Annotated in this window: 24 protein-coding genes and 1 tRNA gene; 18 read left to right on the top strand and 7 right to left on the bottom strand. The window is 49.4% G+C overall.

What is annotated here, in order from left to right:
- The first annotated feature begins 48 nt into the window (after positions 1–48).
- The 17 genes from VLE72_02175 to VLE72_02095 all read left to right on the top strand — a co-directional run bounded on the left by VLE72_02175 (position 49) and on the right by VLE72_02095 (position 12,435).
- The gene (locus tag VLE72_02175; GenBank protein ID HSX14695.1) at positions 49–528 is read left to right on the top strand and encodes a GNAT family N-acetyltransferase; all 480 of its coding nucleotides are present in this window, start codon (positions 49–51) and stop codon (positions 526–528) included.
- Entirely contained in the window at positions 513–1,835 is a 1,323-nt protein-coding gene (locus VLE72_02170; GenBank protein ID HSX14694.1) for a lipase family protein, read from the top strand. The genes VLE72_02175 and VLE72_02170 overlap by 16 nt, the downstream gene beginning before the upstream one ends.
- On the top strand, positions 1,832–2,059 hold the full coding sequence (locus VLE72_02165; protein HSX14693.1) for a hypothetical protein: 228 nt from the start codon (positions 1,832–1,834) through the stop codon (positions 2,057–2,059). Before VLE72_02170 ends, VLE72_02165 begins: the two co-directional genes overlap by 4 nt.
- Positions 2,043–3,332, top strand: a complete 1,290-nt coding sequence (murF, locus tag VLE72_02160) for a UDP-N-acetylmuramoyl-tripeptide--D-alanyl-D-alanine ligase (protein ID HSX14692.1) — start codon at positions 2,043–2,045, stop codon at positions 3,330–3,332. The genes VLE72_02165 and murF overlap by 17 nt, the downstream gene beginning before the upstream one ends.
- 90 nt (positions 3,333–3,422) lie before the next feature.
- The gene (locus tag VLE72_02155) at positions 3,423–6,317 is read left to right on the top strand and encodes a class I tRNA ligase family protein (protein HSX14691.1); all 2,895 of its coding nucleotides are present in this window, start codon (positions 3,423–3,425) and stop codon (positions 6,315–6,317) included.
- Positions 6,318–6,360: 43 nt separating this feature from the next.
- Positions 6,361–6,807, top strand: a complete 447-nt coding sequence (locus VLE72_02150) for a hypothetical protein (protein ID HSX14690.1) — start codon at positions 6,361–6,363, stop codon at positions 6,805–6,807.
- 108 nt (positions 6,808–6,915) lie between these two features.
- Positions 6,916–7,386, top strand: a complete 471-nt coding sequence (locus VLE72_02145; GenBank protein ID HSX14689.1) for a YceD family protein — start codon at positions 6,916–6,918, stop codon at positions 7,384–7,386.
- Positions 7,386–7,541, top strand: a complete 156-nt coding sequence (gene rpmF / locus VLE72_02140) for a 50S ribosomal protein L32 (protein HSX14688.1) — start codon at positions 7,386–7,388, stop codon at positions 7,539–7,541. The genes VLE72_02145 and rpmF overlap by 1 nt, the downstream gene beginning before the upstream one ends.
- Positions 7,541–8,023 (top strand): transcription antitermination factor NusB, encoded by a 483-nt coding sequence (gene nusB / locus VLE72_02135; protein ID HSX14687.1) that lies wholly within the window; start codon positions 7,541–7,543, stop codon positions 8,021–8,023. The genes rpmF and nusB overlap by 1 nt, the downstream gene beginning before the upstream one ends.
- Entirely contained in the window at positions 7,968–8,447 is a 480-nt protein-coding gene (locus VLE72_02130) for an NUDIX domain-containing protein (protein ID HSX14686.1), read from the top strand. Before nusB ends, VLE72_02130 begins: the two co-directional genes overlap by 56 nt.
- A gap of 5 nt (positions 8,448–8,452) precedes the next feature.
- The gene (gene rnc, locus VLE72_02125) at positions 8,453–9,133 is read left to right on the top strand and encodes a ribonuclease III (protein ID HSX14685.1); all 681 of its coding nucleotides are present in this window, start codon (positions 8,453–8,455) and stop codon (positions 9,131–9,133) included.
- A 69-nt stretch (positions 9,134–9,202) separates the two neighbouring features.
- Positions 9,203–9,931, top strand: a complete 729-nt coding sequence (locus tag VLE72_02120; GenBank protein ID HSX14684.1) for an alpha/beta fold hydrolase — start codon at positions 9,203–9,205, stop codon at positions 9,929–9,931.
- An 81-nt stretch (positions 9,932–10,012) separates the two neighbouring features.
- Positions 10,013–10,570, top strand: a complete 558-nt coding sequence (gene rpsP / locus VLE72_02115; protein HSX14683.1) for a 30S ribosomal protein S16 — start codon at positions 10,013–10,015, stop codon at positions 10,568–10,570.
- Between the two features lie 53 nt (positions 10,571–10,623).
- Positions 10,624–11,001 (top strand): KH domain-containing protein, encoded by a 378-nt coding sequence (locus VLE72_02110; GenBank protein ID HSX14682.1) that lies wholly within the window; start codon positions 10,624–10,626, stop codon positions 10,999–11,001.
- Between the two features lie 248 nt (positions 11,002–11,249).
- Complete coding sequence (locus VLE72_02105) at positions 11,250–11,429, top strand: hypothetical protein (GenBank protein ID HSX14681.1); 180 nt, start codon at positions 11,250–11,252, stop codon at positions 11,427–11,429.
- A 2-nt stretch (positions 11,430–11,431) separates the two neighbouring features.
- The gene (gene trmD, locus VLE72_02100; protein HSX14680.1) at positions 11,432–12,103 is read left to right on the top strand and encodes a tRNA (guanosine(37)-N1)-methyltransferase TrmD; all 672 of its coding nucleotides are present in this window, start codon (positions 11,432–11,434) and stop codon (positions 12,101–12,103) included.
- 80 nt (positions 12,104–12,183) lie between these two features.
- Positions 12,184–12,435, top strand: coding sequence for a hypothetical protein (locus tag VLE72_02095; GenBank protein ID HSX14679.1), 252 nt, complete (start codon positions 12,184–12,186; stop codon positions 12,433–12,435).
- Here VLE72_02095 and VLE72_02090 read toward each other — a convergent pair.
- From VLE72_02090 to VLE72_02070, 5 genes are all read right to left on the bottom strand, one after another.
- On the bottom strand, positions 12,429–13,535 hold the full coding sequence (locus tag VLE72_02090; protein HSX14678.1) for a serine hydrolase: 1,107 nt from the start codon (positions 13,533–13,535) through the stop codon (positions 12,429–12,431). The genes VLE72_02095 and VLE72_02090 overlap by 7 nt on opposite strands.
- A gap of 68 nt (positions 13,536–13,603) precedes the next feature.
- Positions 13,604–13,846 carry an SHOCT domain-containing protein gene (locus tag VLE72_02085; GenBank protein HSX14677.1) on the bottom strand — a complete coding sequence of 81 codons (243 nt, stop codon included), beginning with the start codon at positions 13,844–13,846 and terminating at the stop codon, positions 13,604–13,606.
- A gap of 98 nt (positions 13,847–13,944) precedes the next feature.
- Positions 13,945–14,277 carry a hypothetical protein gene (locus tag VLE72_02080; GenBank protein ID HSX14676.1) on the bottom strand — a complete coding sequence of 111 codons (333 nt, stop codon included), beginning with the start codon at positions 14,275–14,277 and terminating at the stop codon, positions 13,945–13,947.
- A gap of 189 nt (positions 14,278–14,466) precedes the next feature.
- Positions 14,467–14,541, bottom strand: a tRNA-Gln gene (locus VLE72_02075).
- A 51-nt stretch (positions 14,542–14,592) separates the two neighbouring features.
- Positions 14,593–16,179 (bottom strand): MFS transporter, encoded by a 1,587-nt coding sequence (locus VLE72_02070; protein HSX14675.1) that lies wholly within the window; start codon positions 16,177–16,179, stop codon positions 14,593–14,595.
- Positions 16,180–16,286: 107 nt separating this feature from the next.
- On the opposite strand from VLE72_02070, the gene VLE72_02065 reads away from it, so the two are divergent.
- Complete coding sequence (locus VLE72_02065) at positions 16,287–16,703, top strand: VOC family protein (GenBank protein ID HSX14674.1); 417 nt, start codon at positions 16,287–16,289, stop codon at positions 16,701–16,703.
- 7 nt (positions 16,704–16,710) lie between these two features.
- Here VLE72_02065 and VLE72_02060 read toward each other — a convergent pair whose 3' ends face one another.
- Together VLE72_02060 and VLE72_02055 are read right to left on the bottom strand one after the other, a co-directional pair.
- The gene (locus tag VLE72_02060) at positions 16,711–18,282 is read right to left on the bottom strand and encodes a fibronectin type III domain-containing protein (GenBank protein HSX14673.1); all 1,572 of its coding nucleotides are present in this window, start codon (positions 18,280–18,282) and stop codon (positions 16,711–16,713) included.
- Complete coding sequence (locus VLE72_02055; protein ID HSX14672.1) at positions 18,275–19,537, bottom strand: cohesin domain-containing protein; 1,263 nt, start codon at positions 19,535–19,537, stop codon at positions 18,275–18,277. Before VLE72_02055 ends, VLE72_02060 begins: the two co-directional genes overlap by 8 nt.
- Positions 19,538–19,569: the final 32 nt, after the last annotated feature.

Genomic DNA, 19,569 nt, shown 5'->3' with positions numbered 1-19,569 from the left:
TTAACCTAGTTGCATTAGATCAGTTTTTTGATCACACTAATGCTTAGGGTGAAAACAGATACGCATATCGCAAGCATTAATCCTGGGCAGGTTAGCCAGCTCCATCGCCTGTTCCAATCGGCGGTGGCGAGCGACTTTAGCTACTTTCCGGGACCCTATCGAGCTCAGGTCTTGCGCGAAAATAGTCTGATCCGTTTGCTGGTAGCGGCTTTTAGACCATCACGAATCTTACTGGGAGCTTGGCGTAACGGGGAACTGGTCGGCTACATTATTGGCGTTACCAACGGTAATGCCAGCGCCAAAATCTACTGGCTCTACGTTCGGCCAGACGCGCGTGGGGCCAAACTCGGGACTAAATTGCTGGATAGTTTCGTCGAGGTTGTGCGCAGTCGAGGCATGGAGCGAATCAGTTTGGTAACTCACAATTATGAAGATTATTACCGCAAGTATGGATTCAAACTCGAAGGCACCGATAAACTCTATGGGGTTGATATGAAAATAATGAGTTACCAATGGGCAAAAAAATAACTTTCAAATCAATCAGAAATCGCATCAAGCGCCAGTACTGGCTGTCTGGACTGTTGATTATCGTCATTGGACTAGGTCTCTGGGTCTACTTGGGACAACGTTCGATTCTTAGAACCCCTAGCGATATATTGCCAATTAGCCATTCTCATCAGCCCGCCGGCGGCAAAATAATTTCTCAGGAGGTCATCCGGAATTATTCAGTTGAGGAGGTGAATGCGCTGGCCAAACAAAATTACGGTGCCGATACCGTGCCGGCTCAAAACGCTATCAGCAAGCGCTTACTAAAATACACCAGTGTTGATACTCAAGGTCAGGAGATTGACCTCTACGCCCGGGTCTATTTACCAAGGACCAACACATCTAGCAAAATCCCGCTAATCTCATTCGGACCCGGAACTACCGGCATTGGCGACGAATGCGCCGCCAGCCTAGAGGTGCCAGCTTTAGCGAATTGGGCTAACTATGAATCACATGCGGCGGCTTATGCCGGCCAAGGCTATGCCGTAGTGATTACTGATTATGAAGGCATGCGCGATAGTTCGCGGCTGCATCATTACATGGTGGGCGAACTAGAGGGCCGAGCTGTCTTGGATGCGGCTCGGGCAACCTTCAACCTGGGAGATTATAAAAATTTGGACCGCAACCGGCTGTTCTTGGCTGGGTATTCCCAGGGTGGGCAGGCTGTGGCTTGGGCTGATAAGATCGCACCGTCTTATGCTCCAGACCTAAAGATCAAAGGCCTGGTGGCGTTTGCGCCAGTTAGCGATGTTACGACAACTTTGGCTGATATCGCCAGAGGTGCAAACATTGTTTGGTTCGGTCCCTATGTTTTAGTTAGCTACAGTGATTATTACGACCAGACTTTTCCGCTTAATACGATATTGCAAGCCAAGTGGATCCCGACTCTAAAAACTGACGTCTTAGGACACTGCATCAACAGTGTCAAATATTGGCCTAAAGCCGAAGAAGTCTACACCCCGGAATTTTTAACGGCTTTGAAAACCTCTACGCTAGCATCGAGTTATCCCGATTTGGCGGCTGATTTGGTGGCCAATCGGTCCTGGTCGGGACCTACGGCCACGCCCAAACTAATTAATCAGGGCCAAAAAGATAATATTATCCTGCCCGACCAGCAGACCAACGCCCTATCGTTACTTTGTCGAGCCGGTTCGGGGCCAGCCAAAATCCAAACCTATCCCGATGCCAGTCATTACAGCATTATGGTAAAAAGCTATAAAGACACTCTGGCTTGGCTTACCAAGGCCCAAAACGGGGAGCAGCTGCCAAGTAGCTGTACTGGAGTATGAGCGCAGAACTTCCAACCGAGCGACCGTCCGATGATGCCCGGGACGTCTATCGTATGCCGACGCCAGAGGAACTTAACGCTATTCGTAGCGAACGCAGACTTAAACATGTTAAGGACATAAGGTCTGGCCTGAATGATGTTGAAATTGGGAATAATCAGCTAGATTCTGAGGCTGCGAAAGAGTCAGTTGATCATATGGAGGCTGGCGATGAAACGCTCTTTTAAATTACTGTTCGCTTCAGTACTCGAGGGCTATGTTAGGCGATTGCGCCAAGCTAATCCAGAATTAAAATTGGTGGCAGTCGGCGGAAGCGTTGGCAAAACTTCAACTAAACTAGCGATTGCTAGCGTATTAAAGCAAAAGTTTCGCGTTAATCACCACGAGGGCAATTATAATGATCCGATTTCGGTGCCACTTTCAATTCTGGGGTTAGAGGTTCCAGCGCTTTATAACCCCCTAGCTTGGCTAGCGACCTTCAAAGCCGCCAGGAGAGTTGTGCGAACAGACTACAACTATGATGTGGCCCTAGTTGAATTGGGCACCGATCAGCCCGGTGACATCCCGGCTTTCATGAAATTCCTCAAGCCCGATGTTGGGGTAGTCACTGCCACGGTTCCAGAACACATGCTCCAGTTTAAAACCAAGCAGGCCGTTATCGATGAGGAATTTGGCTTGGCCCGCGGCTCCAAGGTCGCCGTAATCAATGGCGATGATGAGGGTCTAAAGATGCGCCAGAGCGAGCTCAAACAAAAGGTTATCACCTACGGCCAGTCCGGTGCCGTCCATTTTACTCTTACATCAATCAGCCAAAACCACACTCTGAGCGGCCAACTAGATTTGGGTCAGAAAGTGATCAATGTCGAGACCAACGTGGTGGCCGAACACAGCCTCTATGCCTTGATGGCCGCAGCCGCTGTTGGGCAAGAATTGGGTCTAAGTCAAACTGAAATTGCTAGCGGCCTGGCTGATTTCAAACCGGTGGCCGGCCGGATGAATTTACTAAACGGGGTGAATAACAGCTTGATCATCGATGATAGTTACAATGCCAGCCCAGATGCCGTGGTAGCCGCTCTGGCGGCGCTTGCTAAAATTGCGACCGGGCGCAAAATCGCCGTACTGGGTTCGATGAATGAATTAGGTGATTATGCTCGCGAGGGGCATGAATTAGTTGGAGCAGCTTGCGGACAGCTGGATCTACTCATCACCATTGGCCGCCAGGCCCAAGACATCCTGGTGCCAGCCGCCGTTAAGGCGGGGCTTAAGGCGGGTCAAATCAAATCATTCATGTCGCCCTACGCCGCCGGCAAATATTTGAAACCCCTGATCCAGCCAGGCGATACCATTTTGGTTAAAGGTTCCCAGAACGGCGTCTTTAGCGAAGAGGCTGCCGCCCAAGTCTTGCGCAATCTCGCCGACAGGAGTAAATTAGTCCGGCAGACGGCCCAGTGGCAGGCCACCAAAAAGGAACAATTCGAAGATTATGACTCGGCAAAATAGTAATAGCTGTCATCCTTGCACGTGATGCGAGGATCTCTGTGATTAGATTCTCTGGTCAAGCCAGAGAATGACAGGTAAAGTTGATAAAAGATGAAGCAGTATATACCAGCCGAAGTTGAAGCCAAGTGGGCCAAAGTTTGGGATGATACTAAGCTCTATCAGGCGGATCAAAATCCAGCCAAAGCTAAGTTTTATGAGCTCGAAATGTTTCCCTACCCATCCGGTGAGACCATGCACGTTGGCCATGTTCGAAACTATGTTATTTCCGATGCCCACGCCCGTTTTAAACGCATGCAGGGATTCAATGTTCTCCACCCCATGGGTTGGGATGCCTTTGGCCTGCCGGCCGAAAACTTTGCGATTAAAACCGGTACGTCACCGGCCGAATCAACAGCCAAAAACATCGCCGCATTCAAGCAGCAAATTTCGGCCGTTGGTATCAGCTACGACTGGTCGCGCGAAATCAATACTGCCCAACCCGATTATTATCGCTGGACTCAATGGCTGTTTCTGAAGTTTTATCATCGAGATTTAGCCTACAAGGCCGAAGCTAGCGTTAATTGGTGTCCGCAGGATAAAACTGTGCTCGCCAACGAGCAAGTTATTAAAGACGGTACCAAAAACGTCTGCGAACGCTGTGGGCACGAGGTCGAGAAGCGCCGTTTGAATCAATGGTTCTTCAAAATCACCGATTATGCTGATCGCTTGTTGGATGATCTTGCAAACATTGACTGGCCCGAAAATATCAAAGCCATGCAGGTCAACTGGATTGGTCGCAGTCATGGAGCGAAGGTCAAGTTTAAGGTTGAGAGCTCAAAAGAGGCAATCGAAGTATTCACCACCAGGATTGATACGATTTACAGTGCTACGTTCCTGGTTTTAGCCCCCGAGCATCCAATGGTTCAAAAACTGACCACGCCGACTCAGAAAAAGGCAGTTGAGTCTTACCAGAAGGCAGCCGCCGTTGAATCGGACATTCAGCGCATGGAAACCGATCGGGAAAAAACCGGCGTCTTTACCGGCAGCTACGCTATCAACCCAGTTAATAATGAGAAGTTGCCAATTTGGTTAGCCGATTTTGTTTTGCCAGGCTATGGTACGGGTGCGGTTTTTGGTGACGGTCATGATGAGCGAGACGTTGAGTTTGCTAGCAAATACGATATCCCATTAAAAACTTCAATTGAGCCTGTCACAGGCACGCCGCAGGAAAACCCGGAACACCGCCGAAGTATTGTAGCAGTGGTGCGGGATCCTAAAACCAAAAAACTTCTCTCGATTAACTGGGGTGACGGTAGTGGGGGCAACCTCTTTGTCGGTGGGGGGATCGATGAGGATGAAGATCCCGAACAAACGGCCAGGCGCGAGGTGGCCGAGGAGACTGGCTACAAGAACTTGAAGTTAATTAGCCAATCAGAAACCATTCATCATAACTACTTTGCTCACTCTAAAAAGGTGGCCCGTTCAATTGATGCCATTGCCTTCTATTTTGAACTAGAGAACACCGAACAAAGTGGTCAAAAACTCGAGCCCGATGAGCACGGTAAGTTCAAAGTTGAATGGCTAAGTGTGGCAGAAGCTGGTAGCAAGGTTCATGACGACCTCCATCGTTATGCCTACGATAAGTTTGTTCTGGCTAAACCTTGGACAGGCGATGGCATTCTGTATAATTCCGGCGAATTTGATGGTTTGAGCTCATCCGAAGCCAGGCCAGCCATTACTGAGTTCTTGGCTAAGCAAAACCAGGCTGAAGCTAACACCAATTACCGCATGCGCGATTGGCTCATCAGCCGCCAGCGTTATTGGGGCGCACCGATTCCAATTATCTATTGCGACAACTGCGGCACGGTGCCAGTGCCAGAAGCTGATTTGCCAGTTATTCTGCCGGAAGTCAAAGACTATTTGCCTGACGGCAGCGGTCAATCGCCACTAGCCAAGGTCGAATCATTTGTTAACACCAAATGTCCAAAATGTGCTGGGCCAGCCAAACGCGAAACCGACACTATGGATACGTTCGTGGATAGTAGCTGGTACTTTTTACGCTTCGCTGACCCCCACAACGACAAAGCCCCTTTTGAACCAGAGCTTGCTAACTACTGGCTGCCGGTTGATACCTACGTGGGTGGGGTCGAGCATGCCGTGGCCCACTTGCTCTATGCCAGGTTCTGGACCAAGGTTCTAGCCGATGAAGGCCTGATCAATTTCCAGGAACCGTTCAAACAGCTGCGCAACCAGGGTCTGATTGGTGGGGCCGACGGCCGAAAAATGGGTAAGCGCTACGGTAATGTAGTGACGCCTGATGATATTACCGAGCAAGGTTACGGCGCCGATGCCTTACGCATCTATGAGTTATTTATTGGGCCCTATAACCAAAATGTCGACTGGAACCCTAATGGCATAGATGGTGCGCAACGCTTTATCAAACGAGTCTGGGCACTGGTACAGGAATTTGATGAGATTAAGGTAGGTTCAGGTAGTTCAAAGACCGAACTAGAAACGGCTTTGCAGTCGGCCACCCATCGCACCATCAAGAAAGTTACGGACGACATTGGCAGCTTTAGCTTCAACACGGCTGTAGCAGCATTAATGGAGCTAACCAACGAACTCTATAAATTGAAAGTTGATTTGCCGTTTGCCGATGCCCATGACGCCTGGGCCACCGCTCTCAACACTTTGGTGCAGCTGCTGGCACCTTTCGCCCCCTTCGTGGCCGAGGAATTATGGGAGCAGCTAGGCGGCACCGAAAGCGTGCACGTTAGCACCTGGCCTAAGTATGATGAAAAGTACGTCCGCCTAGAATTAATCGAAGTCCCGGTCCAAGTTAATGGTAAACTCCGAGCTACATTAACGATTGATCCTGCAATAAATGAAGATGACCTCAAAAAAGCCGCTGCCGAACTTGAAAACGTCGCTCGGCATCTTGAGGGCAAACAAATCGCTAAAACCATTGTAGTGCCCCGCAAACTGGTTAACTTTGTGATAAAGTAAGCCTGTAGTTAATATTAGATTTTTAACTTAAGGAGGGGTAATCATGGGTGCAGAAGATGGGCCAGGTCCTGAAGGAGAAGAGGTTACCAGTGGTAGTCCTGATGAATCAAAGTTCAAGGCTATGGAAGAAGTGGCAAAGGCCAGTGGTCCCGAGGCTGAAGCCAGACGGCGAGAAATGGCTGAGTGGTCTAATGCGGCAGGAACTTATGCCGAAAGAGCCAGCCAGTTAGCAGAAAATGTGGGGCAGAGAATGGTCGAACGTGGAGAAAGTGCTGAACAAATTAAAAAGGAGATGGGCGAGGCATCTGGTGATATAGCAAAGTTCGGCGTTGATTTTACAGATGATTCCTCGAAGGACAAGAATGTAAAACCAGTGGAAGGTGGTATGAAGGTATTAGATTATGAGAAAGGTGCGTCCACCAGAACTCCAAGATCACCAGCCCAAGTCAGAAAACCCGTTGGCTCCGAAGACGAAGGTCAGGTCTCCTGAGAAAAAATTGTTTGGCACCAATCGTCGTATCGCATAAACTAGTTAATTTTGTGATCAAATAATTGTCAAAACTGCCAAATTAGGCTATACTTGGCGCTAAGAGTGCACATGCACATAAATGTAAGTCACATCTTGGCTGGTGATGTCGGTGCCAGCACCGATTTCACGATTGAGGGGGAGTACCCTAACATCCCAGATCTTGAACTCTCACAACCGGTTAGCGGCCAATTCAGTTTGACCAAATTGGATGAGGGGCTAGCGCTCAAAGGCAGCGCCGATTTGGTCTTTAAATTGGAATGCTACCGTTGTTTGGATACCTACGAGCATCAGGCTCAAGTGAATTTGACCGGGCTCTTTAACTTAAATCCAGGTGAGGATGAATGGCCGATAACGCGCCGAGGCGAAATTGATCTAACGCCGCTGTTGCGCCAAGAGGCTTTGGTAAGTATCCCGATTCAGCAGCTTTGTAGCACTGATTGCGCCGGCTTGTGTACCGAATGTGGTCAACGCCAAACCAAAGACCACAAACACGAAATTCAAGAACTAGGGAATAGACCAAGAATCAAGAAAGGACCGTAATGGCAGTTCCAAAGAAACGAACGACCAATAGTACCAAGGGCCAACGCCGCAGTCACGACGCACTCAAGCAACCGCAACTTGTGATGGTGGCTGGTGTTGCCCTGCCGCATCGCCTGGTGCGGGCCGCCAAATTGGGGCTTCTTAAGAACAAATAATGGCATCCAATCGTCATCTCGGCCGAATTGTGGCGATGCAAACACTCTACGAGTATGACTTTCGGGCCGCTAGCGAGGAAAAGGATGTTGTGTTAGCCCCCATCCTAGAGCGCAACCTGGGCGAATTTTCCAATGCCATCGACGATACAGACTTCGTCCACGATATTGTTCAGGGAGTATTGAAAGAGCAAGACAACATCGATGCCATGATTGGCCCGGCAGCACCAGAGTGGCCGGTCGATCAAATTGCCAAAATCGATAAAATCGTTTTGCGAATCGGAGTTTACGAATTGTGCTTTAAGCGCGATGTGCCGCCCAAAGTGGCCATCAATGAGGCCGTGGAGCTGGCCAAGGCCTTTGGGGGCGAAAATTCCAGCAAATTTGTCAACGGAGTACTCGGTACTATTTATCGCCAGAGTGATTTCTATGAACCAGAAGAAGACCATCAAGCCAAAGCAGCCAACTCAGACCCAGCCAAGTAGGGCGGTGCGCGAATTCACCGCCGGCGGGGTGGTTTATCGTGGCCGCGGTAGCGAGCTCGAGATTTTGATGATCCAAGACCACAAGGGCCGCTGGACAATTCCGAAAGGCCACGTCGAAAAAGGCGAAAAGCTGGAGCAAACGGCCTTGCGCGAAATCGGCGAAGAAACCGGCTTAAAGCACCTCAAAATTCGCCACAAACTAGACAACATCTACTTTTTTTACCGTCGGGCCGGTAAGCTGATCTTTATGACCACTAGCGTATTTCTAACTGAAGCCACCAAAAACACAAATGACCTTAAAATGGGCGATAGCGAAGGCATCATCGACGTTAAGTGGTTTAAGTCTGAGGAAGCCCTAAAACTAATTGAGTACAAGGACACCGAAAAGCTCTTTCGGATGGGATTGGAGAAATTAAAATCATGACTGATGTGTCTGAGTTCGAAGCCGTTTTAGGGTTGAAGTTCAATGACCCCAAATTATTAGAACGGGCCTTCATTCATCGCTCATATTTAAATGAACACCCTAAACTGGGTTTAGAGCACAACGAACGCTTGGAATTTTTGGGCGATGCCGTGCTGGAATTAGTCGTTACCGACCATCTGTATCGTAATTATGAAAATCCAGAAGGGGATCTAACCAACTGGCGCAGCGCTCTGGTAAAAACTGAGTCGCTGGCGGCTGTGGCCGAGGAGTTGGGGGTGATGAACTTTATGAAGCTTAGTCGCGGCGAAACCAAGGGCAATGATCGCAGTCGAATGTTAATTTCGGCTAATGCCACCGAAGCTATTATTGGAGCCATTTATCTTGACCAAGGCTACGATGCCGCCGCCGACTTCATTGCTAAGAACATGATTGCTCAGTTGCCCGGGATTCTCAAAACCGGTACTTGGGTCGATGCCAAAAGCAAGTTTCAGGAAATGGCCCAAGATCATGACGGCATCACGCCAGCTTATAAGGTTCTAGATGAGAGCGGGCCCGATCACGATAAAACCTTCGTGGTCGGTGTCTACGTTGGCAAGAAAATGCTGGGCAAGGGGACAGGATCCAGCAAACAGGCCGCGCAACAAATGGCGGCCGAACAAGCTCTAGCCGACTACGCCAAAAAATAAACTATTGTGCAAGTAAAGTGCTTGTGCTATTACAAGAGTAGTCTAGTTCTCTTGACATAGGGGGCTGAAATGAGTTTGGCACCGCTAGCAACGATTTGCGGTACTGGGGTAATCAAAGGTTGGGTGGCCAACACGGCATACCTCGTACATCGGTTGGAGGGGGATGCCAGGCCATTTGCCATCCCGGAATTCGGCATGGGCAGCATGCCGCTGACTAATCAAACCTTGTCCGATGACCTAGCCAATTGGATCGAGCCGCTCGGCCCGGTGGTCAAGATGGGGCACTCGCAGGGTGCTATTCACGCCTTCATGTATGCGCTCGACCATCCCAGTGACGTCTGCGGCGTGGTTTCGCTCTGTGGACCGTTGGGCGGCACCAAGTGGGTCAGGTTCATACCGGCGCCGCTGGCCTGGGTCTTTGACCGGACTTTGCCGGCTATTAACCAAATGCACCCCGAAAGCGAAGTCATCCAGAACTTGCGGCAGCGCATCGCCACTGAGTGGGACCCCGAGATTCCAGTGCGGCTGATTGCCGGGGCTAGCGATGGCTTGGTCTGGCCGCACAGTTCAGCGCTCGACCTGGAATTCCCTGAGGGTACCGACGTTCGCCGTTACTATTTCGGCAGGCACTTGCCTAGCGACTTGCCAACTGGGCTAGATGTCCAACTGGTGCGTAGCTTGCCGCTGGCATCGGGACATTTGGCGCTGATGTTCGACCCCCGGGTGATTGCAATTATTCATAACTTGCGCTATCGGCAGCAACGACCAGTGGCATTAGTTTCGGTCGCAGCCAGCTAGACATGGGCCCCAGCCAAAAACTGGGGCCCGAACGTTTATAATTGACTTTTACCCTGATTACAGCTAGAATTCTTTAGTTCTATGTTAGTTATACGTTTAGCCAGAACCGGTCGTAAGAAGTATCCAACTTACCGAATTGTGGCCGCCGACTCCCGGCGGGCTGCCATCGGTAAATTTGTCATGATTTTGGGCCATTATAATCCCCACACTAAAGAATTGGTTATTAAAAAAGACGAGACCACAAAATTTATTAACAATGGGGCCCAACCATCGAACGCCGTGATTAAACTATTACAGCAAGAGAAGATAGTCGTGCCGGAGTGGGTTCAACTTACAACCCGCAACCGACCGGCCAAAAAGTCACAGCCAACAGTGGAAGCGGCTCCGGCCAATGATCAAGCTGCTGAAACCGAGGCAGTCGCCGCCTCAAGCGATGAATCAGACCAATCGGCTGCCAGTGTGACAGAGGTGGCCAGTGAGCACGCTGATGCTGTGGCCGAAAAAGACGAACCAACCAACCAGGCCGAAACGGCCGCTAGTCTGGCCGAAGACGTTAGTGCGGCCAAAGCGACTAGCGAGGTAGCGGCTGAAGTAGCTTCAACCGAAGCTGATGCCAAGCCTGAACCAACAGACGCTTAGTTCGACATTTTGCCATGATACGCTATTATTAGTATGTAATCAGAGGACGAACCATGGCAACTGAAATTGATCAAGCCTTTGTTGAATATGTTGTAAAAGCCTTGGTAGCTAACCCCGATGCAGTTCAGGTTAAAAGAACAGTAGATGACATGGGTGTGCTGCTAGAACTAACGGTTGATCCAGCCGACATGGGCAAAGTTATTGGTAAGGCCGGCGCTACGGCTAAAAGTATCCGGACACTCCTGAGAGTTTTGGGCGCCAAGAGCGATTCGCGAGTCAACCTAAAAATTGTTGAACCAGAGGGAGAAGGCGAAAGAACTGAGGCGGTTGAAGCCGTTAAAGAAGAGCCTGAACCAACAGCTGAAGACGAAACTGATATCAAGGCTCAAACCAAAAAAGAGCTGGAAGAACTAGCTGATTTAGAGCTTTAGTTCTTAATCGCTAAATTCGTTCTTATAAGGTGAAGTATGCCAATGTCGTTATATTTATGACTGTGGCCAGAGCTCTTATTACAGAATTGATATGTGACAATTTATTTAAGTCATGCACACATGTGTGCATGAAAGTTGACAATCCTCAGATATCATATCGTTAAAAAGTGCTTAAACAAGGCAAAAAAGCAGCTAGCTGTGTGAATGTGTGATTGTGTGAAAGCACACTTGTGTGCAATAATAAAATTATGGAAAAGAAGTATATTCTCCGAAGTCAGTTGCAAGTTGACGCTAGCCCCCAGATTAAAAAACAACTTAAACAAATAGCAGCTCGGAATGAGCAGACGCTCAAAGAAACGGTTTTGTTAGCTTTAAAAGAAAAGTATCCCGAATTAGGCCCATACGTAAAAGATGAACTGCGACCATAACCATGAAGATTGATATTATTACCTTATTCCCAGACATGTTTAAGGGTCCGTTTGATATGAGCATGGTCTGGAAAGCCAAAGACCGCGGATTAGTCGAAATTAATTTACGTGATTTGCGAGAGTTTGGTTTGGGTCCAAGGCGCCAAGTTGATGATGTTCCCTACGGTGGTGGCCCCGGCATGGTTCTCAAACCAGAGCCAGTTTTTGCGGCGGTTGAGGCGGCCAAGCGGGAAAACCCTTCGGCTAAAGTAATAATTCTAACTCCATCCGGTAATCCTTACGACCAAACCCAAGCCGAACAATTTGCAACCCAAGAATCCCTCATATTAATCTGCGGTCATTATGAGGGCTTTGATGAACGAATCGCCAGCCTGGCTGATTATCAAATTTCGATTGGCGATTACATTTTAACTGGTGGGGAACTAGCAGCTATGGTGGTGGTTGATAGCATAGTTCGCTTGTTGCCAGGAGTTTTAGGCAGCGACGACAGTGCGATTGATGAAACTTTCACTAGCGGTATGTTGGAATATCCCCACTACACCAGACCCGAAGAGTTTCGGGGCATGGCAGTACCAGATGTCTTGTTGAGCGGTCATCACGGCGAAATCCAGCGTTGGCGCAAAGACCAGGCCAAGATCAAAACAAAAAAGCAGCGGCCCGACCTATTAAAGTAGCTCTACATAAGCCCTAACGCTCATGTTACTATTACGCTAAAGGTACCATTCGGACTAACCGAGCAAGTTAGGAGGGTCTCGTGAATATCAAAACCCTAATTATCGTAAACATATTAGGGTTTGGTCTGTTGGTCTGTATTGTGATTTACGTGGTCTCACAAGTCAAAGTCATTTTGGAGCAGATTCTTGATAATGCCAGGGAGGCCAACATCAAAGCAGACAGAGCTTCCCAAAAGGCGGCTGAAGCCCAAAACATTGTCGAAGCCCAACTAAGAGTCCGTGGTCAGCTCCGAAACCCTTTACTAAGAGATGATAATATTAACGATCACTGATTAAAGTGTTGCCACAACCTTTGGGACAAAGTGGCAAAGTCGCTGGGGCGGGCGCCTGGTGCTCCCATCATAACAACCAGATAATTGGTCTTAGGACCATAAACGATGCCGCTATCGTGCAAAAAGCCATCCAGATCCCCAGTTTTGTGGGCAAAGGTCGTGCTGGCTGGCAGTCCTTGAGGCAATCTATTATTAACCTTTTGAGCTTTGAGTAAGGCTAGAAAATTAGCCGAGCTGTCGGGGCTTAGTAATGTTCCGGCATAGAGACGCTCAAATAATGTCCCGACGTCGCGCGGGGTAGTGACCATCGGCTGATTTAAACTAGTGCCGCCAAATCCTTGGGCTCTCAGTGTCTGAGTTAGATTGTTCCATCCCACTAGCGATCCAAGAGCATTGCCACAACCGTTATCAGAAATGGTGATCATCAAATTCAAGCATCCGGCCACATTATTGCCAGTTCCACTACCAGCGACTGAAGTATACGACAGCGTACCATTATCAATTCGACGGTAAATTTCGCTAGCCACAAATAGTTTATACAAACTTGCACTGCGGAAGCTACGGTCAGGTCCAACGACTCCGAGCTGCCCGGTGTTCAAGTCTTTAACATAGAGGCTATACGTGCCCGATTGACCAAAATTATCCATCAATTGCTGCAATGACGATGCGGTGACGGCTGTCGCTGCCAGCTGCGATTGTTCAGTCTGAGGAACGGGGTCGGCCGGAGCAGTAGCGGTGGTACTGGCGGCTCTGGGTTGAGTAACACTTCGGTTGGCTAAGACTGATCTAATACCATAAACCGAAGCGACCGCAAACATTGGCAAGGCTGCCAAACTGGCCAGAGCGTAAGGCCAGACCGTCCGCTCAGCGTTAGCTGCTAGAACGGGGTTATAAGGGTCAGTTTCAGAATCAGCTAAATTTAGCGGCCAAATTGTCTCAGCCGCTCGTCTCAAACCATCAATCGAATTGGCCGCCTGCATGGCTAAGGTTTGCGGCAAGACCATCGCAGCCGCAGCACCCGAAGGTGATCCAGACTCCAATATCAAAACCTCTCCACCTTGTTTCGGACGCCTCACGCCGTCCATGACCAAGCCGCTCATGCTTTATATTGTAAGCATGAGCGGCATTCAGATCAATACGCTTATGGCTGTATCTAGATCAAATAAGTTTAGAGGCCTAGTATTTGCTGCTTTTTGGCGTCGAATTCATCCTGAGTAATAATCCCTTGATTCTTCAAGCCTTCAAGCTCTTGCAGCTGCTGTGCCATGGCTGATTGCTGCGGCTCAGCCTGATAGTCTGCTTCCTGGGCAGCTTGTTCGTTGGCTTTATTAGCGGCGTGATGTCCAACAGCGGCTCCAACTGCCGCTCCGGCGACTAAACCTCGTCTCCTGGCTCGTCTGCGTGGTCCCATGGTTTTTCCTCGATTATGCTAACCCAATTATGCTCTCTTAACTGTTTATGTCATAGGGCATACTTACAAATCAGATCAAATTTGGCTGTGCGCTTTAGTTAGCTACTCTTTCGGTCTTTGTTTTGAATGGCCAGCGCCAATGCTACACAGTGCTTACAAAAAATTTGATGATTTTTCGGGTTACCACTGCAATGCCACTTTAATCCATCTGAAGTAGAGAATAGCTGAACGCGTCGTCTTGATCCGGCTCCTTCGGACACGGTTCCATCAAGTCCGCCTACCCAAGCCTCGACAGATTTCTCGAGTCGTTCGATCAGCTCAACTGCTCCTCGATCATATATAGCGCGACCGTATAGGAAGTTGGATGGCAAGGCCAAATCTTCAATGGTCGTATTATTAACTAGCTCCCCAATGGATTTTCGATTAGTCATATCGTAAATATTAGCAATATGTTATTGGCTGGGGCGGTAGGATTACATTTTGTATCCTTCGTCGCATGCTCGAAGCCAGCTTCTGCGCCTGCTCCTCGTAATCGAACCTGCCCTATGGGCTACGGTTCTCATCCTACCACCCGACAAAACAATGGGCCATAGCTCGACATTTAGTCGAGCGACGACCCATGGCTGGGGCGGTAGGATTCGAACCTACGATCTCCTGATCCAGAGTCAGGCGCCTTACCGCTTGGCCACGCCCCATCGCTAGCGCTTAATTTTACGAAACTTCGACCGTATTAGCAACGCAAGGGACTAAGTCTTAATCTCAGTGGGGATATTACGCGAGAAGGCCAGGGTTAAAATCGCTAGCACCGCTACTGCAAATAGTGATGTCCGCAAAGCCTCAATTTGCGAGCTGGCATAGGCGTCGGTGACAGCGTTAACATCTTCCTCACTTAAACCTTGAGACTGGGCGAAATTAGAAACATCTTTAGTTGAAACTATAGCCACTCCAGCCTGTGAATTCTCGTTAACATAAGTTTTCACATTACTGGGCAGGGTACTAGTATTAACGTTAGCAACGAAGGCGGTGGTAAGTGTAGCCACCAAAATTGAGCCAATCAAGGCTGTGCCAAAGGACGAGCCTAAGTTTTGAAAGACGCCTTGCAGGCCGCCGACTTCAGCACTTTGGCTTTCATCAACCGAGGACATATTGATGTTCCCCAGCTGGGAGGCTAGCAAACCTAAACCAGAGCCGACCAAAAACATGCCAACTAGAAAGAAACCACTTTTGAGCTCAGTTGCCACTGAACCAACTAATGTCAAAGCGCCAATGACCAACAGAAACTGCCCGGTTCGAACGATCTTCTTGGGTGGCCATTTGGATGACAAGCGGGTGCCAACTATTGAGCAAAGGATAACCGCAATCGACAGTGGCAAAATTTTAATCCCAGTTTGGAGGGCGTCCAAACCCAGCGTCATTTGCAAGTAAACCGGAATGACAAAGAACACCGAAGCGGTGATCATGTATTGAGCTGCTAGCACCCCCAGTCCACTGCGCAAGCGTTTAATTGAAAGCATAGAAGTCTTAAGCAGCGGATTACGATTGGATTGCTCTAACATGCGCTGGCGGTTGAAGAACCAGTACAAAATTAGAATGCCAACTAAAATTAAATAGGCCACCAGCGAAATACCTAATGGGGCAATTTCATGTCCACCAACTGTCGGAATCGCGCGCGGTTGCACCCAACCCCAAGTTTTACTCTGTAGCATGCCAAACACTAAGAAGAACAGACCGCTAGCCGAAAGCAGCACACTGGGGACATCGATTTTGGTTTTGATGGCACCCAGAGCGTCGGCGATTTTGGAGCCAAACAAAAGGATGATGGCCATAATAAAGACTTCGGCTACAAAAACGTATCGCCAGGATAAATAAGTCGTGACGTAGCCACCAATTAAGGGTCCGGCGGCCGCGGCCGCTCCAGAAACCGCCCCGATAATGGCATAGGCCACCATCCGATCTTTGCCGTGGTAATTGCTGGCAACTAGAGCCGCAATGGCTGGAATTACCAGCACAGCACCCAGCCCCTCAATTACTGACCAGCCAATGAAGAGCGTCGCAATATTGGGGCTAATGGCCGTAATAAACGACCCCAAGGCATATATAATAGCGCCAATTGTAAAGGCCCGTTTGCGACCCCAAACATCACCCAATTTCCCACCCAGAAGCATGAACGCCGCCATCGTCAAAGTGTAGAAGGTAATAGCGGCCTGGAGGGCAGTCACACTGGTATGCAGGTCAGCCACCACAGTCGAAATTGAAACGTTCATAACAGTGCTATCGAGCACCATTACGAATTGGGCCATGCCCAGTAAAATAACGACGGTCCATTTCTTCATGACAATAACTATAGCACTTAGGCCGATCAGACCCCAATCAGCAAAATGAATCTTGATTGCTTTTCAGACAGCATTTATACTGGCCAAAACTAATCATAGGAGGCATTATGAACGGCATAAAATTGGAACCATACTTGTTTTTTAATGGCAGGGCCAAAGAAGCTATGGAGTTTTATAAATCGGTCTTCGGTGGTGAATTAAGCTTGCAAACCCACGGAGAAGCTATGGGCGAAAAAGCCGACCCAAAGATGAAAGACAAAATCATGCACGCCAAGCTCGAAAGCGGAGACGTAACCATTATGGCTAGCGACGACGTGGGCGATATCCCTAAAGAGAGTGCCCGCATTAGCTTGTCTCTGACGGGATCCGATGAGGCCAAGATGCGCCAAATTTTCGACACCTTGAGATCTGGAGGCACAGTCGAGCACCCTTTGGAAAAGCAATTTTGGGGTGATACTTTTGGGAACTTGCGCGATCAATTTGGTATATCGTGGATGGTCGATATTCTGGCTGAAAAAGCTTAGCTTACTCTTAGGTTCCCCAGTACGTGGCAAGAATTGATAGGTCAAAGACGTTAACGACGCCGTCACCATTCAAATCACCTTGACTGAATGTGCCGGTTTGGCCAAAGTGGGCTGCTAATATACTCAAGTCCAAAATGCCTACTGTGCCGTCACTGTTAATATCGCCCGGTTTAGTCTTGGTACTAAAGCTACTCGCCGTTGATTGGGCTGAGTTGTTACCAGCGGCGTCATTGGCCGAAACCGTGTAGGAATAGGCTGTACCTTGGGTTAGAGCCGTATCGGTAAAGGTGGTGGTAGCACTGGTGCCAACCTGCACGCCGGCCCGGAATATTTTGTATCCGGTTACGGCCACATTATCAGTTGAAGCGGTCCAGGCTAGAGCTATGGTATTAACTGTTTGAGTTGATGAAATTAATCCAGTTGGTACCGATGGGGCAGTGGTATCGGGGAGGGTGGCGAAGCTGCTGGCGACGGTTTGGGCTGAGTTGTTACCAGCGGCGTCATTGGCCGATACGGTGTAGGAGTAACTGGTGTTCGGAGTTAGGCCAGTATCGGTGAAGGTGGTGGCTGGGGCTGTGACAGTTCCGACTTGAACGCCGCCGCGGAAGACTTTGTAGCCACTGACAGCCACATTATCGGTCGAGGCCGTCCAGCTTAAAGCAATAGTGGTAACGGTTTTGGTTGGAGCTGTTAAAGCTGTCGGCACAGTTGGGGCGGTGGTGTCGGGCAAGGTCGCTGCCACTAAGCCGGCTGTTTTAGCCGAAACATTAGCTGGCGTGGCTGCATCAAAAGCATCGACGGTGTAGGTGTAGCTGGTATTGGGAGTTAGTCCAGTATCGGTATAGGTGGTGGCTGGGGCTGTGACCGTACCGACTTTAACGCCGTTACGATAAACGTCATAACCACTGACGGCCACATTATCGGTCGAGGCCGTCCAACTTAAGGCCACGGTCGTAACCGTCTTAGTCGGTGCGGCTAAGCCCGTCGGTACAGTTGGGGCAGTGGTGTCAGCGATAGTGTAACTACCGGGCGTAGTGGTAACTAGAACGTTGGTGGTGTCTGAAGCTCGCACCAGGGCCGAAGTGGCTGCGAACGGAATGGTAGTGGCCCCAGATCCAATGGCTGTAAAGGTAACTGAAGCCACAACTTGATCGCCAGTTAGGGACGTATTTGATTTGGCCCGGGCAATCTTGACGCTGCCGGCTCCGCCAGTACTGGTTGCACTAAGATCGAAGGCGCTGGCAGTAGCATCAATACTAACAAATTGAAACTTGGTCGCATCGTAGGTCATGTCAGCTTCAACGGCATTAACCGCATCGGTGCCGCTGTTTTCATGAACTACCACGGTAAAGCTCGATCCTAAGCTAACAGTTGATGAAGTCGGTACTAGCGAAAGTGACCCGGTGGCGGCTAGTGATTTATAAACTACAAATATACCTAAACCGGCCAAGACAGCGGCCATGAGTACTGCTACGACTGGCTGGACTTTAAGTGGTCCAGACAGCAACCGGCCACGCTGAATGTGCTCAGATGCGTGCTGTTTGTGCGGATGCTTTGGGTTTGATTTTCTTCTAACCATTAGTCTCTTCCTCACTTTGCCAATCGGTTGGCTTACCAGTTAAATGTTGAATATTGGGATCAGGGTAAAAAACTTGGCCAGTTGGGTTGATATCTGGAGTTGCCGCTACTGGCGGAGACGGAGGAGTTGGAGTCGGCGCAGCTGGCGGAGGAGTGGGAGCTGCAACAGTGGGGCCGGCGACGGCCACAGAGGTCGGTGCTCCATTAGCAGCTGCAGCTGTTGTCGGGGTCATGATGGTTTTGGTAGATGATACCTCCGCACCAAGATGCGGTTGGTGCTTAATCAGAGCCCGGCCCAAGCTAATACCGCCACCGGCAATAATTACCAGAATCAGCAGTAATCCAATTAACCAGAGAATCTGAGCCGTTCGGCTCATGGCTAGCACTATGGCAAAATCCTGAACCGTTTGTAACTGGTCGCTAGCAACCACATTGATCGTTTTCGTCAGATGCGTTCGCCCAGAGACAATATCAACCGAATGTTCACCGGCTGGGACATTAATGAAACTTGCCACCCCGGTATTATCGGTCGTCGCGGTTTGAGGATCGCTATGTAAGGTCACATGTGCGCCCACCACTGGCTTACTCCTGGAGTTGAGCAACCGAACCGCAACCAAATAGGTTTTTGTGGTGGAGGAAATTGGGGTGGTTGGCACAGTTAAGGTTAAGGGCAATACGGTAGCGGCTGTGGCTCTGGTGCGGCGAGCACTGCTCGATGAGCTGGTGGTTGTAGTCGAGCTGGTAGTGCCGGGTGCGGCGGTAGTATCGCCAGTTAGAGTATACGTTCCTCCGGTGATAACGTGATTCCAAATATCGGTGGTATCAGAATAACGAACGATGGCAGAACTGGTACAATTAGGTTGGGCTTGGGTGTCGCAGGTTGCAAAGTTGATTGGGGTAGTGCCGCTACCAACTAAAGCTTTAAACGTTACGCTGATGACAGTTTGATCGCCCGTTAATGGTGCACCAGACGTGGCCCGGGCAATTTTAACAATGCCGCTCCCAGCACTACTATTAGCACTTAGGTCGAAGGCACTGGTGTTCGCATCGATACTGACGTATTGAAGTTTAGCCGCATCGTAAATTAAATCAGATTCAACGGCGTTGATGGCCTCGGCACCACTATCTTCATGAACTGTAACCGTGAAGACATCATTAATGTTATAGCTGCCACTCGATGGCACCAACGATAATGTCGCCGATCCGGCGGCCTGCGCTGGAGAACTCAAAAGCAGCAGCCAACTCAGCGACATCATTAGCCCAGTGGCTAACCAACTTGAAAGGCGCT

The sequence above is a fragment of the Candidatus Saccharimonadales bacterium genome, assembly GCA_035480635.1.
Taxonomy (GTDB): domain Bacteria; phylum Patescibacteriota; class Saccharimonadia; order UBA4664; family DATIHN01; genus DATIHN01.
The sequence above is the reverse complement of the archived record's forward strand: the minus strand, read 5'-3'. Positions and strand labels throughout refer to the sequence as shown.